This is a genomic window from Streptomyces sp. NPDC029169, from assembly GCF_055563935.1.
Map to the genome: position 1 here is coordinate 301,750 of NZ_JBVHXA010000001.1, position 14,520 is coordinate 316,269.

At 74.0% G+C, this 14,520-nt stretch carries 9 protein-coding genes; all 9 read left to right on the plus strand.

What is annotated here, in order from left to right:
- Positions 1–107: 107 nt before the first annotated feature.
- From ACZ4VI_RS01225 to ACZ4VI_RS01265, 9 genes are read left to right on the plus strand one after another with little or no spacing between them, the layout of a single operon-like run.
- Positions 108–1,340 carry a glycosyltransferase family 4 protein gene (locus tag ACZ4VI_RS01225; RefSeq protein WP_467995501.1) on the plus strand — a complete coding sequence of 411 codons (1,233 nt, stop codon included), beginning with the start codon at positions 108–110 and terminating at the stop codon, positions 1,338–1,340.
- Positions 1,337–2,056, plus strand: a complete 720-nt coding sequence (locus ACZ4VI_RS01230; RefSeq protein ID WP_467995503.1) for a class I SAM-dependent methyltransferase — start codon at positions 1,337–1,339, stop codon at positions 2,054–2,056. The genes ACZ4VI_RS01225 and ACZ4VI_RS01230 overlap by 4 nt, the downstream gene beginning before the upstream one ends.
- Positions 2,053–6,702, plus strand: coding sequence for an alpha-(1->3)-arabinofuranosyltransferase domain-containing protein (locus tag ACZ4VI_RS01235; RefSeq protein ID WP_467996256.1), 4,650 nt, complete (start codon positions 2,053–2,055; stop codon positions 6,700–6,702). Before ACZ4VI_RS01230 ends, ACZ4VI_RS01235 begins: the two co-directional genes overlap by 4 nt.
- Positions 6,702–8,015: a condensation protein gene (locus ACZ4VI_RS01240; RefSeq protein WP_467995505.1), complete on the plus strand. Its 1,314-nt coding sequence runs from the start codon at positions 6,702–6,704 to the stop codon at positions 8,013–8,015. Before ACZ4VI_RS01235 ends, ACZ4VI_RS01240 begins: the two co-directional genes overlap by 1 nt.
- Complete coding sequence (locus ACZ4VI_RS01245) at positions 8,012–8,779, plus strand: class I SAM-dependent methyltransferase (RefSeq protein ID WP_467995506.1); 768 nt, start codon at positions 8,012–8,014, stop codon at positions 8,777–8,779. The genes ACZ4VI_RS01240 and ACZ4VI_RS01245 overlap by 4 nt, the downstream gene beginning before the upstream one ends.
- Before the next feature lie 4 nt (positions 8,780–8,783).
- A complete protein-coding gene (locus ACZ4VI_RS01250) occupies positions 8,784–9,665 on the plus strand; it encodes a hypothetical protein (protein ID WP_467995507.1) in 882 nt (293 codons plus the stop codon).
- Between the two features lie 50 nt (positions 9,666–9,715).
- The gene (locus ACZ4VI_RS01255) at positions 9,716–9,922 is read left to right on the plus strand and encodes a Trm112 family protein (protein WP_467995508.1); all 207 of its coding nucleotides are present in this window, start codon (positions 9,716–9,718) and stop codon (positions 9,920–9,922) included.
- Between the two features lie 44 nt (positions 9,923–9,966).
- A complete protein-coding gene (locus ACZ4VI_RS01260; RefSeq protein ID WP_467995510.1) occupies positions 9,967–12,642 on the plus strand; it encodes a SpoIIE family protein phosphatase in 2,676 nt (891 codons plus the stop codon).
- A gap of 31 nt (positions 12,643–12,673) precedes the next feature.
- The gene (locus ACZ4VI_RS01265; protein WP_467995511.1) at positions 12,674–14,518 is read left to right on the plus strand and encodes a cellulase family glycosylhydrolase; all 1,845 of its coding nucleotides are present in this window, start codon (positions 12,674–12,676) and stop codon (positions 14,516–14,518) included.
- Positions 14,519–14,520 lie beyond the last annotated feature (2 nt).

Sequence of the window (14,520 nt, forward strand, 5' to 3'; positions counted from 1 at the left end):
CGCCCCGGTCACCCCCCACCGCTCCAGGCAGTCCCCCCACCTCACGCCCCCACCGCTCGTCTCTCTCCCCCCCAACCCCCCGCACCCCGTCACGAGTTGGAGCACGCATGCCCCAGCACGTTCCTCCCCCACAGCTCCACCTGGCTCCCCAGCCGCTCCCGCGGCCCCTGGACAGCCGCACCCCGGCCCGCGCGCGCGGGGCGGAAGCGCCCCGGCGCATCGCCTTTCTCGCCCATCGCGACCTCGGCAACCCGGCCGCGGGAGGCTCTGAGCTCCTGGTCGACCGGCTCGCCTCCGGACTGACCGAGCTGGGCCACGACGTCACGCTGCTGTGCGGCGGTCCCGCCGCGCACCGGCCGTACCGCGTCGTGTCGGCCGGCGGCGCGCTCGGCCACTTCGTCGGCGCGCGCTCCGCCTTCGCCCGACAGGTCGGCGCCTGCGACCTGCTCGTCGAGGTGTGCAACGGGATGCCGTACCTGTCCCCGCTGTGGCATCACGGCCCCACGGTGTGCCTGGTCAACCATGTGCACACCGATCTGTGGGACCTGCGCTTCCCCCGGCCCGTTGCCCGCGCCGGCCGTCTCCTTGAGCACTGGGCCCTGGCCCGGGCCCACCGCGGCAATCTGCTGGTGGCCGTGTCGCCCTCGACCGCGGGCGCGCTGCGCGCGATCGGCGTGCCGCAGGAGCAGATCCGCGTCGTGCCCAACGGTGTCCACGAGCCGGGGCCGCGCGCCCCGCGGTCGGCGACGCCGATGTTCGTCGCCCTCGGCCGGCTGGTCGACTACAAGCGGATCGATCTGCTGCTGCGGCTGTGGGAGCGGGTACGGCCCGTGACCGGCGGCCGGCTCGTCATCGTCGGCGACGGGCCCGAGCGCGAGCGGCTCGAACAACTCGCGGGACCTGGTGTGGAGTTCCGAGGGCATGTGTCCGAGGAGGAGAAGCACCGGCTGCTGTGTGAGGCGTGGCTGCTGCTGCATCCCGCGGCCGTCGAGGGCTGGGGTCTCGTGGTGACCGAGGCGGGTGCCCGTGGGACGCCGACGCTCGGGTTCGACGTGCCGGGGCTGCGTGATTCGGTCCAGGACGGCGTCACCGGTCTCCTGGCCCGTGGGGAGTCGTCGTTCGCCGCCGCCTGGTGCACGCTGGCGCTCGACGACGGCCGGCGCGAGGCCATGGGCAAGGCCGCCGCCGAGCTTGCCGCCGACTTCCGGTGGAGCGGTACGGTGCGGCAGTTCCGCGCCGTCGCCGCGGAGGCGGTGAACCGCGCGCGCCCGCAGGCCCGGGGCACGCAGGCGGAGCGCCCGCAGGCCCGGACCGCGCAGGCGAAGGGCACGCGGACGTGAAGGACCCGTCGTTCCGCCGTTCCCTCACCCTCTTCCGGGCGTTCCTGCGCGAGCAGGACGATCCGCACACCGCGTACGAGTTACTGGCCCACGACGCGGCCGACCAGGTCGAACGCCATGTCCGGCTCGACGGCCGGGTCGTCGTCGACGTCGGCGGCGGACGCGGCCACTTCACCCGGGAGTTCCGCCGCCGCGGCGCCCACGGCTACCTGTTCGAGCCGGACCTCGCCGAACTCGCTGCCGTACCGGGAGCGGGGACGGTCGTCGCCGACGGCTATCTGCTGCCGCTCGCCGACGGAGCCGCCGACGTCTGCTTCTCGTCCAACGTGCTTGAGCACGTGCGGGATCCCGGGACCTTCCTCAGCGAGATGGTCCGGGTCACCCGGCCCGGCGGCCTGATCTACGTCTCCTTCACCAACTGGCTCTCGCCGTGGGGCGGCCACGAGTGGGCGCCGTGGCACTACCTGGGCGCCGAGCGGGCCCGGGCCCGCTACGAGCGGCGCACCGGCCGGGCCGCCAAGCACCGGCTCGGCGAGAACCTGTTCGCCATCGGGGTCGGGCCGACCCTGCGCCACGTCAGGAGCCGGGACGACGTGGAGATCGTCTCCGCCCGCTCCCGCTACTGGCCGGTCCTCCCGGCGGTCGTTCCGCGCGTGCCGGGGCTGCGGGAGTTCGCGACGTGGAACCTCCTCCTCATCCTCCGGCGGTGTCCATGACCAGCACCCTCCACGCCCGCCCGCCCGCCTCCCCGGCCGCGCCCGGGCCCGCGCCCGGGGCGCCGGAGCCGCGGCGGCGCTCCCGGCGCTGGATGCTCGGCTTCTGGGCGGCGGTGTTCGTGGCGTTCCTCGCCGTGTCACCGGGGCGGATGACCTTCGAGACCAAGCTGGGGGTCGTCGCCGATCCATGGCGGTTCCTGCGCGACCTGGGCCAGTTGTGGCACGACCGGGCCGGTTTCGGCGGCATCGCCGACCAGTACGTCGGCTACGCGATCCCGATGCTGCCGTTCCACGCGGCCGCCGACCTGGTGCGGCTGCCCGTCTGGCTGGCCGAGCGGCTCTGGCTCTCCCTCGTGGTCACCACCGCGTTCTGGGGCGCACTCCGGCTCGCTGAGCGCTTCGGCGTCGGCTCGTCCAGGTCGCGGCTCGTCGGCTCGGCGGTGTACGCCCTGTGGCCGACGTACACGATCGTCGTCGGCTCCACGTCGGCCGCCGCCCTGCCCGGCGCGGTGCTGCCGTGGGTGCTGCTTCCACTGACGGACCCGCGGACGAGCCCGCGCCTGGCCGCCGCCCGCTCGGCGCTGATCATCCCGCTCATGGGCGGCGTGAACGCCGCGTCGACGCTGGCGTCCCTGCTGCCCGTCGGCCTGTATCTGCTGTCCCGTCCGGGCGGCCGGCGCAAGCGCGCCCTGATCGCGTGGTGGACGCCGTGCGTGATCCTCGCGACGGCCTGGTGGGTCGTGCCGCTGCTGCTCCTGGGGACGTACGGCGAGAACTTCATGCCGTACGTGGAGTCCTCGCAGACCACCACGGCGACGATGTCGGCGGCGGAGGTGCTGCGCGGGGCCGGCAACTGGGTGGGCTATCTGCACTTCGGCGAGGCCTGGCTGCCCGCCGGCTGGACCGTCGCCACGTCGGCCGTCGTGATCGCCGGTTCGGCCCTCGCCGCGGCGCTCGGCCTCGCCGGGCTCGCCCGGCGGGACCTGCCCGAGCGGCGCTGGCTGGTGCTGACGGCGACGGTCGCCGCGCTGGTCACGCTCGCCGGGTACGGCGGCGCGCTGGGCGGCCCGTTCCACGAGACGGTGCAGGACTGGCTGAACGGGCCGCTGGTGCCGTTCCGGAACATCTACAAGTTCCAGACCGGGCTCGCCCTCGCGCTTGCGCTGGGCTTCATGCACCTGACGGCTACGGCTCTCCCCCGGTCCGTACCGGTCCGGTCCCGCCGCTTCGCGACCGCCGTGGCCGCCGTGCTCGTCCTGCCCGGCCTGGCCTGGCCGTACGTCAACGGCTCCATCCTGCAGCCGGGTTCGTTCAGCCGGCTGCCCGCGTACTGGGAGACGACCGCGGACTGGCTGGAGGAGCACGCGCCCGACGACCGTGCCCTCGTCGTCCCGGCGACCGCGCACGGCATCTACACCTGGGGCTCGCCGATCGACCAGCCCCTCGACGTCCTCGCCCGGTCCCCGTGGGCGCAGCGCGACTACGTGCCGTTCGGGACCCCCGGCAACCGGCGGGCGATGGACGCCGTGGAGAAGGCCCTGACGTCGGGCGGCGAGGTGCCGGGGCTCGCCGCGTACCTCGCCCGGGCCGGGCTGTACCACGTCGTCGTACGCAACGACCTGGACCCGGACCAGCTGGGGCACGTCCCCACTGCGACCGTGAAGCGGACGCTGGAGGCCTCCGGCTACCGGCGCGTGACCGGCTTCGGCCCCCTGCTGACCGACGGCCGGATCGCCGACGACACCCCCGTCCAGGTCGAGGGCCTCTACCCGCGCCAGCGCGCGGTCGAGATCTACGAGCCGCCGTCCGGAACCGCCCGCCCCGGTCCGGCACGCATGACGCCCGTCTCCGGCACCGCCGTCGTCAGCGGCGGCCCCGAGTCCCTGCTGCCGCTGTCCGCGTCGGGCGCCCTGACCGGCCGGCCGGCGGTGCTCGCGGGCGACGCGCACCCGGGGGTGGACCGGCCGTCGCTGTACGCGGCCGGCGACGGGATGCGCCGGGCCGACACCCGGTTCGGACTGGTGAACTCGGGCACCTCACACACGTACACCCGCGAGGAGCGCAACGCGGAGCAGGCGGTCCAGGACCCGGGGGACGAACCACGGCAGATCCTGCCCCTGTCCGGGATCCGGCACCAGACGACCGCGGTACTGCGCGGCGCGGCGTCCGTGACCGCGTCCTCGGTGGGCAACTGGCTGTTCCATCTCCCGCAGTACGACCCCGTCAACGCCTTCGACGGCAATCCGGACACCGGCTGGGCCGAGGGCTCCCCCGGCTCCCCCGAGGGCGAGTGGCTGCGGATCGACTTCACCGGCCCGACCCGCATCCCCCGGACACTGGACCTGACGCCGCTGCCCAGCGGCAACGTGCGCGCCGCGCCCACGGTGGTGCGGGTGGAGACCGACCGGGGCAGCCGGGTCAGCCCCTTGCGGCCGGACGGCAGCACCCAGCAGGTCGCCGCGCCGGAGGGCGATGCGGCGTGGCTGAAGGTGACGATCCTTCAGTCGCAGCAGGGCCGCCCTGGGCTGACCGGCGCCGGGTTCACCGAGATCTCCGTCCCAGGCGTTCAGGTGACCCGGATGCTGGAACTGCCCGCCGACGCGCCGCGCGACGTCGCAGGACCGGTCGTGTACGCCCTGTCCCGGGGCAGCGATCCCGGCGGGCTGTCCGCCGTGTCCGCCGAGGTGGGGCTGCACCGGCGGTTCGAGGCCGCCCGGGCCGGTGACTACACGGTGCGCGCGACCGCCCTGCCCGTACCGGGCAAGGAACTCGACGACCTGCTCTTCGACCTCACCGGGCAACGGAAGAAGATCGTCGTGAGCGCGGACTCGACCGCGCGGCTCGGGACGAATCTCAGTCCGCGCAATCTGACGGACGGCGACCTGACCACGGCCTGGGTCGCGGGCGAACGGCCCGTGCTGCATCTGACCTGGCCGGAGAAGACCGCGGTCGGCGAGATCGTCCTGGCCGCGGCCGGCGGGCTCGCGACCCGGCCGGAGCAGGTGCAGATCAGCTCCCCGGACGGGACGGCGATCGCGGCGGTCGACGAGAACGGCCTGGCACGGTTCTCCCCCATCAAGACCGACCGGATGGACATCACGATCTCCCGTGTCGCGCCGCTGACCCTGCACAACCCGGTCGCCGACGAGCAGTTGCAGCTGCCGGTCGGGCTGAGCGAGCTGCACATCCCGGCCCTTGAGAAGTACCGGGCGCCGCAGCCGGACCCGGCGAGGAGGTTCACGCTGCCCTGTGGCAAGGGTCCGATCGTGTCGGTCGACGGCCGGTTCCTCGCGACCCGTGCCGAGGGTCTTGTACGGGACCTGACGGAACGCCGGCCGGTCGCCGTGTCCCTGTGCACCGACGGCAGCCGGGTGTCCCTCGACCGCCGCACGCACACCGTCGAGGCGGGTGACACCGGTCCGCTGGCGGTCACCGGCATCGAGCTCACGGTCGGTGAAGCGCGGGCCGCCGCGTCCGCATCGCGCGCGGTGGAGGTCGTCTCGGGCGGCGGAGACCGGCGGACCCTCCGGGTGGGCGCGGGCGAGGCCTCGTACCTGCAGCTCCACGAGAACCACAACGCGGGCTGGAAGGCCACGCTCGACGGCGAGGAGCTGCGCCCGCTGCGCGTCGACGGCTGGCAGCAGGCCTGGCTCGTTCCCGCCGGCCAGGGCGGCACGGTGACGCTGCTGTACGAGCCGTCCCGCGTGTACGACGCCGGGCTGATCGCCGCCGGGGCGCTGCTGGTGGTGCTCGCGGGGCTCGCGCTCGCCGGCCGCCGCCGGTCCGGCGCGCCGGCCGAGGGGGCGGAGGTGGCGTCGGCCGCGGCGGGTGCGGGGCCGGGCACGGACGAGGCGCCGCCCCCGCCTGGGCTGATGCTCGGAACGGTCGCGCTGACGCTGGTGGGCGTGGTGATCGCCGGTCCCGTCGCGGTGGCCGTACCCGTCCTCGCGGCGATCGCCTGGTGGCGTCCGGCGCTGCTCGGCCCGATCGCCTTCACGGCGATGGCGGGCGCGGGAGTCGTCACCCTCACGGGCAGCGGCGAGGCGGCGGCGCTGGGCCGGGGCGCGTACGGGCCGACAGCCCAACTCCTGGCCTTGACGGCGCTGTTCGCGGCACTCGTGACGGTGCGCGGCCGCAAGCACGGCACCCGGACGGGCGCGCACCGCGAAGGGGGCCGGGGCGGGGGCGCACCGAGGGGGACGCCGGAGCCGTCCGGCCCCCGGGCCCCGGACGGGCCGGACGGGCCGGACGGGCGCGACGGGCCGGACGGGCGCAACGGGCCGGACGCGGCGCACGGCGGCCCTGGCAGCCCCAGCGGCCCAGGCAGCCCTGGCGACCCAGGTGGCCCCGGCGGCACCGGCAGCCCCGGCGGCCCTGGCAGCCCCGGTGGCCCCAGTGGTCCTGGCAGCCCCGGCGGCACCGGCAGCCCCGGCGGCCCTGGCGGCCCCGGCGGCCCCGGCGCCCCAGGCAGCCCCGGCGCCCCAGGCAGCCCCGGCGGCCCCGGCGGCCCCAGCGGTCCAGGCGGCCCCAGCGGTCCAGGCGGTCCCTGGAGTCGTGGAGGAACGGGCGAGGGAGCTGGCCGGTGGCGCGCGCGTGGTGGGCCGCCGGGCGGCCACGCGGGGCGGACCGAGGGGAGGGGTGTTTGATGGCAACCGATCAGGGCGCGGCCGTCGCGCGCGCCGGGGCGGGGCGGGAGTTGCCGCGTGTGCCGTTCGCCGTCGTGGACGAGATCGCCCGGCACTGCGCCGACGAGCGTGAGCCGAACACGGTGCACATCGAGATCCATCTGCCGGGGCGGGTCGGACCGGACCGGCTGCGCCACGCGTTCGAGCGGGCGCTCGCCCGGCATCCGCGGGTGTTGATGCGGGAGCGAGAGCGCAGACCGTTCGCACGGCGCTACGAGTGGGAGCTGACCGACGGTCCCGGCACTGACGCCGTCTCCTTCCCGCCCGCCGCGCCCGGCGCCCTCGCACGGGCCAGGCAGCGGGCCCTCACCGAGGCTCCGTCGCTGTTCGCCGCGCCGCCCCTCCTTCTGGAGGTGGTCGAGGAGCCCGGTTCCGAGGGCTGCGTCCTGCTGTTCACGGTCCATCACACGGCGCTCGACGGTCCCGCCTGCCTGCGGATCGCCGCGACCGCCGCCGAGATCTACAGCGGACGCGCCGCGCCGCCCGTCCCGGCGCCGGTCCGCCCGAAACCGGCTGGACCGGCGCTCCGGCCAGGGGGTGTGCCGGCGGTGGCGCGGCCCGCACGGGTCGCGGCGGGGAGTCCCGGGCCCATGCCCGGAAACGCGATGCTGGTCGCCGAACTCCCGGTGCCCCGGCGGGAGTCGGGTGCCCCGTACACCGTGAACGACCAGTTGATGGTGGCCACGGCGCTGACCGTCGCCGAATGGAACCGGCGACAGGGCGCTCCCGAGCGGCCGTTGCGCATCACCATGCCCGTCGACGACCGCACCCGCGGGCCCGCGATGCCGATCGGCAACGGCACCCGCCTGGTCGAGGTCGGATTCACCCCCGCCGAGACCGGCCCCGACGCCGACCTCGGCGCGCTGTTACGCAGCACCGGGGAGCGCACACGCGCCCTGAAGGCACGCGCCCGTCCCCAACTCGGGCGCGGTGCCGCGGTGCTGACCGCCCCGGTCCTGCCGGTCGCCGCCCGGGCGGCGGTGACGCGGGGGGTGCGGCGGCTCGCGGCGCCGTGGACGTCCACGACCTTGCTCAGCAACATCGGGCGGATCCCGTACCCGCTGGACTTCGGCCCGGCGGGCCGCGCGCACGCGGTCTGGTTCTCGGCGCCGGCCGGGATGCCGCGCGGGTTGACGTTCACCACGGCGTCGACGGGTGGCCGGCTCCACCTGGTACTGCGCTGGTCCCGGACCCTGCTGGGCGACGAGGACGGCGCCCGGCTGTGCGAGATGTTCGCCGGCCGGCTGGCGGCGACCGATGCGGAGGCGCTGTGAACAGGCATACCGCGGAAGCGGCCACGGCCCCCGAAGCGGGCACCCGTTCCGATCCCGCTCCCGGGCTGCGGGACTTCTACGAGAACCCCGCCGTGCCCGTGGCGTCCGGGGACGCCCGGAGTCGGCGGCAGGCGCGGCTGCTGGCCGCCGCGCTCGGGGCGGCGCCGGGCGCGCTCGTCGTCGATGTCGGCTGCGGGGACGGCACGGCGGCCGCGACCGCGGGGCCGATTCTCGCGGGTCACCGGATCGTGGGGGTCGACTGGTCGCAGGACGCGCTGCGCCGCGCCCAGCCGCGCCTGGCCCATGTAGTGCGCGGCGAACTGGACCACGGCGGGCTGCCGTTCGCGGACGGGTGCGCGGACGCGGTGCTGTTCAGCGAGGTGGTCGAGCATCTCGTCGACCCCGACCGGGCCTTGGACGAGCTGCGGCGCGTCCTGCGGCCGGGCGGTCATCTGATGCTCTCCACCCCGAACCTCGCCGCCTGGTACAACCGCGGGCTGCTGCTCGCCGGCTGGCAGCCGGTGTTCTCCGAGGTGAGTCTGCGCGGCATCCACGGTCGGCCGGGTTCCGAAGTGGTGGGCCATCTGCGGCTGTTCACGGCGCGTGCGCTGCGCTCGTTCCTGCTGTCGGCCGGTTTCGAGGACGTACGGATCACCGGGGCGCCGTTCCACGGGGTGCCGCGCGGGCTGCGTCTGATCGACCGGGCCGCGTGCGCCGTGCCGTCGGCGGCGTCCATTCTGCTGGCGCACGCCCGGCGGAGGTAGCGGGATGTGGTGGGGTGTGGGCGCGGCGCTGCTCGCCAACCTCCTCTACAGCGTCGGCTTCGTGCTGGAGAAGCGGGCCCTCGGCTCGCTGCCCGCGCTCTCCGCCGGGCGGCCGCTGCGCGTGGTCGGGGTGCTGCTGACCAGCCCGCTGTGGATGGCCGGTTCCCTCGCGCTCGCCGCGGGTTTCGTGGCCCAGCTGGTCGTCTACCGGGCGCTGCCGATCGCCGCCGCGCAGGGCATCTTCGTCTCCGGCCTCGTCCTTCTCCTCCTGCTGTCGTCGGCGGTGCTCGGCGAACAGCCCTCGGGCCGGGAGCGCCATGCGCTCGGGGCGGTGCTCGTCGCGCTGCTCATGGTCGTGGCGTCGGTGCGCGAGGGCGGCGACGCGGTGAGCACAGGGGCGCCGTGGGCCCTGGTGCTCGTCGTCTGCGTGCCGACGCTCGCGGCCGGACTGCTGCTGTACGGGCAGGTCGAGCGGCGCGCGCGCAGACGCCATCGGGTGCCGACCAGCGGCATCGGCTACGGCGTGGCCGTAGGGCTGCTCTACGGTGTCAGCTCGCTGGCCATCAAGGGAGCGTCGGGCCGCCTGACCGCCGAGAGCGCGGGCGCGGCCGCACGTGCGCTGTTCGGTTCCCCGTACCCGTATCTGCTGCTGTTCACGGCCGGGGCCGGGCTCGTCATGTCCCAGGCGGCGCTGCAAAGGTGCCGTGCCTCCTTGATCGTGCCCGTCTGCACGACGGTGACGTGCCTGTTCACGGCGGTGGTGGGGACGCTGACGTTCGGCGAGAGGCTGCCGGACGATCCGCTGCTGCTGACCCTGCGCGTCGCCGGGACGACACTGGCCCTGTCCGTCCTGCTGGTCATGCCGCGCCACGACCCGCAGACCTGACGTACCGCCCGACCGTCAAACCCACCCACCACCGACCACAGGGGACCCTCATGAACTCCGACGACCCGCTGCTGCGCATCCTGGCCTGCCCGCTCGACAAGGGGCCGCTGACACTGCCGGCCGGGCAGGACGTGCTCTACAACCCGCGGCTGCGACTCCGCTACCCGATCGTGGACGGCATTCCGCAACTCCTCCCCTCCTCGGGCCTCCGGGTCTCCCCCGAAGAGCACGAGCGGTACGTGAGCTCGTTGGACTAGTCCGATCGCTCGCCCGCCGTACGGGCCGGTGCTAGACATGGACTATGGCCGGATTCCGCGGCCGCCTGCGCTCCGCGTTGAGCGTCCGCACCGTCGCCCGCCAGGTCTTCTCGCTACAGGCGGCGATCGTGGTGCTCCTCGTCGTAGCCGCCGTGGTCGCCCTCGTGCTCCAGTCCCGGGCCGACAGCGAGCGGGAAGCGCGCAACCGGTCCCTCGCCGTCGCCGAGACCTTCGCCTCCGCGCCGGGCATCGAGGAGGCCCTGGCCGGTCCCGACCCGACCGCGGTGCTCCAGCCACGCGCCGAGAGAGCGCGGGAGGCGTCGGGCGTGGACTTCATCGTGGTGATGACCACGGAGGGGATCCGCCTCACCCACCCCAACCCCGCACAGATCGGACGGCACTACATCGGCACCATCGGCCCCGCGGTGGCCGGCGGTGTCGTCAGGGAGACCGTGACCGGGACCCTCGGCCCGTCCATTCGCGCCGTGGTCCCCGTGACCGACACCGAGGGCGACGTGATCGCTCTGGTGTCCGCCGGGGTCACGCTCGAGGCGGTGAGCGGAGTGGTCGAGGATCAGCTGCCCCTGCTGCTGGGTGCCGCGGCGGCCGCGCTGGCTGTCGCCACCTTGGGTACCGCTCTGATCAGCAGGCGGCTGCGCCACCAGACCCACGGCCTGGGGCCCGCCGAGATGACCCGCATGTACGAGCACCACGACGCGGTGCTGCATGCCGTACGCGAGGGCGTGCTGATCCTCGACGGCGACGGTCGGCTGGCTCTGGCCAACGACGAGGCTCGCAGGCTCCTCGGCCTGAGCCCGGATGCCGAGGGGCTGCCTGTCCGTGATCTGGGACTGACCCCGGACATCACCCGGCTGTTGGCTTCCGGGCGCTCGGCCACCGACGAGGTGCACCTGGCCGGGAGCCGCCTCCTGGCCGTCAACCAGCGGCCGACCGACCCGGGAGGCGGGCCGCCCGGCTGGGTCGTGACGCTGCGGGACACCACCGAGCTGCAGGCCGTCACCGGCCGGGCCGATGTGGCGCAGGAACGCCTGAAGTTGCTGTTCGACGCCGGACTGGAGATCGGCACCAGCCTGGACGTCGAGCGGACCTCCCAGGAGCTGGCGGATTTCGCCGTCCCCCGGTTCGCCGATTTCGTCACCGTCGATCTGGCCGACCCCGTCCTGCGCGGCGAGGAGCCGTCGGAGGGCGGTGCGGTCATGCGCCGTGTGGCGTTCCGGGGTATCCGGGTCGACACACCGCTCTACGCGCCCGGCAAACTCATCCACTTCCTTCCGTCCACCCCGCAGAGCGTCGGCTACGGCTCGGGCGAGACGGTCCTGGAGGCGGACATGACCGCCTTCTCCGGCTGGCAGGTCCAAGACCCCGAACGGGCCCGGAGACTCGTCGAGGCCGGCATCCATTCGATGATCGCCGCGCCGCTGCGCGCCCGGGGCGTCATCCTGGGTGTCGTCACGTTCTGGCGATCGCGCAAGCCCGAGCCGTTCGAGCAGGACGACGTGACGCTCGCCGAGGAACTGGCCGCCCGCGCGGCGGTCACCATCGACAACGCCCGGCGCTACACGCGCGAGCACACGATGGCGGTCACCCTGCAGCGCAGCCTGCTCCCCCGCGCCCTGCCGGAGCAGAATGCGCTCGACGTGGCCCACCGTTATCTGCCCGCGCAGGTGGGCAGCGGTGTCGGCGGGGACTGGTTCGACGTCATCCCGCTGCCCGGCGCCCGCGTCGCACTCGTCGTCGGGGACGTGGTCGGCCACGGGCTGCACGCCGCGGCCACCATGGGCCGGCTGCGCACCGCGGTCCACAACTTCTCGGCCCTTGACCTGTCCCCCGACGAACTCCTGTGGCACCTCGACGAACTGGTCACCAGGATCGACCAGGACGAGAGCGGCGACGGCGACGTCTCGTCGGTGACCGGCGCCACCTGTCTGTACGCCCTCTACGACCCGGGCTCCCAGGTGTGCACCATGGCCCGCGCCGGCCACCTCGAGCCCGCCGTGGTGCACCCCGACGGCAGCGCGGTGTTCCCCGCCGTACCCGGCGGCCCGCCCCTCGGACTCGGTGGGCTCCCCTTCGAGACAGCCGAGATACGACTCCCCGAGGGCAGCAGCCTCGTGCTCTACACCGACGGACTCGTGGAGGACCGCAACCGCGACATCGATGAAGGTCTTGAGCTCCTGCGGCGCACGCTGGCTCACCCCGGCCGCACGCCCGAGCAGACATGCAGCGCGGTTCTGGACGCGATGCTGCCCGAGCAGCCCTCGGACGACATCGCGCTGGTCGTCGCCCGTACGCGTGCGCTCGCCTTGGACCGTACGGCCGTCTGGGACGTCGCGTCCGACCCGTCGGCCGTCGGCCAGGTCCGGGCCGCCGCCGCGCGCACGATGGCCGAATGGGGTCTGGAGGAGGAGTCGTTCACCACCGAGCTGATCCTCAGCGAGCTCGTCACCAACGCCATCCGCCACGCCGCCGAGCCCGTCCGGGTACGTCTGGTCCGCGACCGCGCCCTGATCTGCGAGGTCTCGGACGGCAGCAGCACCGCTCCACACCTGCGGCGCGCGGCGACGACCGACGAGGGCGGGCGGGGCCTGTTCCTGGTGGCCCAGTTCGCCGACCGCTGGGGCACCCGCTACACCGCGGACGGCAAGGTCATCTGGACCGAACAGCCACTCCCCGCCGGCCCGGACGGCGGGCATGATTGACGGTTCGTCAGATCGGCCCGACAGTGGCCTCATGGGGATCCAGTGGGCATGGGGCATGGTGCTTGTCACCCTCACCTCCTCGGCGCTCTGCGCGGGGGCGCCGGCGGGTGCCGCCGAGGTCGGGCCGTACGACGATCGAGCGACCGAACTGACCGTCGAGGGCTCGCACTTCGTCGACGGCTACGGTCGTGAGGTGGTGCTCCGCGGCTTCAACGTGTCCGGCGAGACCAAGCTTGCCGAGAACGGCGGGCTGCCCTTCGCCAGTGTCGAGGACGCGCGGAAGTCGGCCCGGGCGGTCCGCGAGCTGGGCGGGGCCAACTCGGTGCGGTTCCTGCTGTCGTGGGCGGCGGCCGAGCCCGCGCGTGGGCAGGTGGACGAGACGTATCTGGGGCAGGTGACCGCACAGATGCGAGAGTTCCTGGCCGTCGGGCTGCGCGTGTACCCCGACTTCCACCAGGACCTCTTCTCCCGTCACGTCTTCGACCAGGACAGCTGGTACTCGGGCGACGGCGCACCGGCCTGGGTCGTCCGAGCGGGCGGCTACCCACGGGAGTTCTGCGGGATCTGCGCCCACTGGGGTCAGAACATCACCCAGAACCAGACGGTCAAGGACGCCATGCGCGATTTCTGGACCAACCGGAACGGCATCCAGGACGCCTTTCTCGACACCGCGCAGAAGACCATGACGTACCTGGCCCAGCACCTGGACCGGTCCGAGTTCGCCGGGGTCGTCGGCTCCGACCCGTACAACGAGCCCTACGCGGGCCAGTACGCGAGCGGGCAGGACGGCGGCAGCTGGGAGCAGGGGCTGCTCTGGCCGTTCTACGAGAGGTTCAGGGCACGCATGGACGCCGCGGGCTGGCAGGGCAAACCCGCGCTGGTCGAGCCGAACATGTTCTGGAACTCCAACCTCTCCTTCATGAAACAGCCCGGCGGCCTCGCCGGCGTGGGCGACCTGGGGCCGCGCTATGTGTTCAACACGCACTTCTACGACCAGGCGCGGATGTCTGGCTTCTTCAATCTGACCAAGGCGAAGGACGGTGAGTACGCCGGGGACTTCAACGCCGTGCGCGGCCGGTCCGCCGCGCTCGGCACCCCGGCTGTCGTCAGCGAGTTCGGCCACCCCCTGACCGGAACCTCGTCCGACAAGGCGCCTTCCGTCCTCAAGGGCCAGTACCAGGCACTCGACAGTGGACTCGGCGGACGCACCTGGTGGCAGAACCCGGCCGCCGCCGGGCCCGTGCTCTCCGCGACGCAGTGGCAGTGGGACATCTACAGCGGCCGCCACCACGAGGCGATGAACGACAACCCGCAGAAGCTGCGCACCGAGGGCGACGCCTGGAACGACGAGGACCTCTCCGCCGTACGTCTGGACGATGCGGGCGTCCCCCGGCTCCGCCAGGACGCACGGCTCCTCGACCGTCTGTATCCGAGCGCGGTGGCCGGCCGTACGCTCGCGTTCCTCTACGAGGACCGCTCACGCGACGCGGGCAAGGTAGTGACGTGGAGTCAGGTGCCTTCGACCATGCCCGCCTTGGCGCGACTGGTCGGCTCGGACCTTCCGTACGGTCTGCTGGTCTGGCGTGGCAGCGGTCCGAGCGCACCGACCGAGCTGCATCTCCCGGCCGGCTTCGATCCCGCCACCACCACGGTCGTCTCGGACCTCGGCACGGTGACCGGACCCGGTGGCGCCGGACCGATCACGGTCGCTCCCGAGCCCGGCGGCACGGACGCCCGTCGCATCCTCCTCGCGGGCGCCCCTGAGGGAGTCCACTTCGCGCTGGTGAGCGCCGCCCCGGCGACGGCCGAGCAGCGCACGGCCGTCCAAGGGGAGCTCGGACAGTGGGTGGCGGGGGCCGGTTTCGGAGCGGAGTGAGG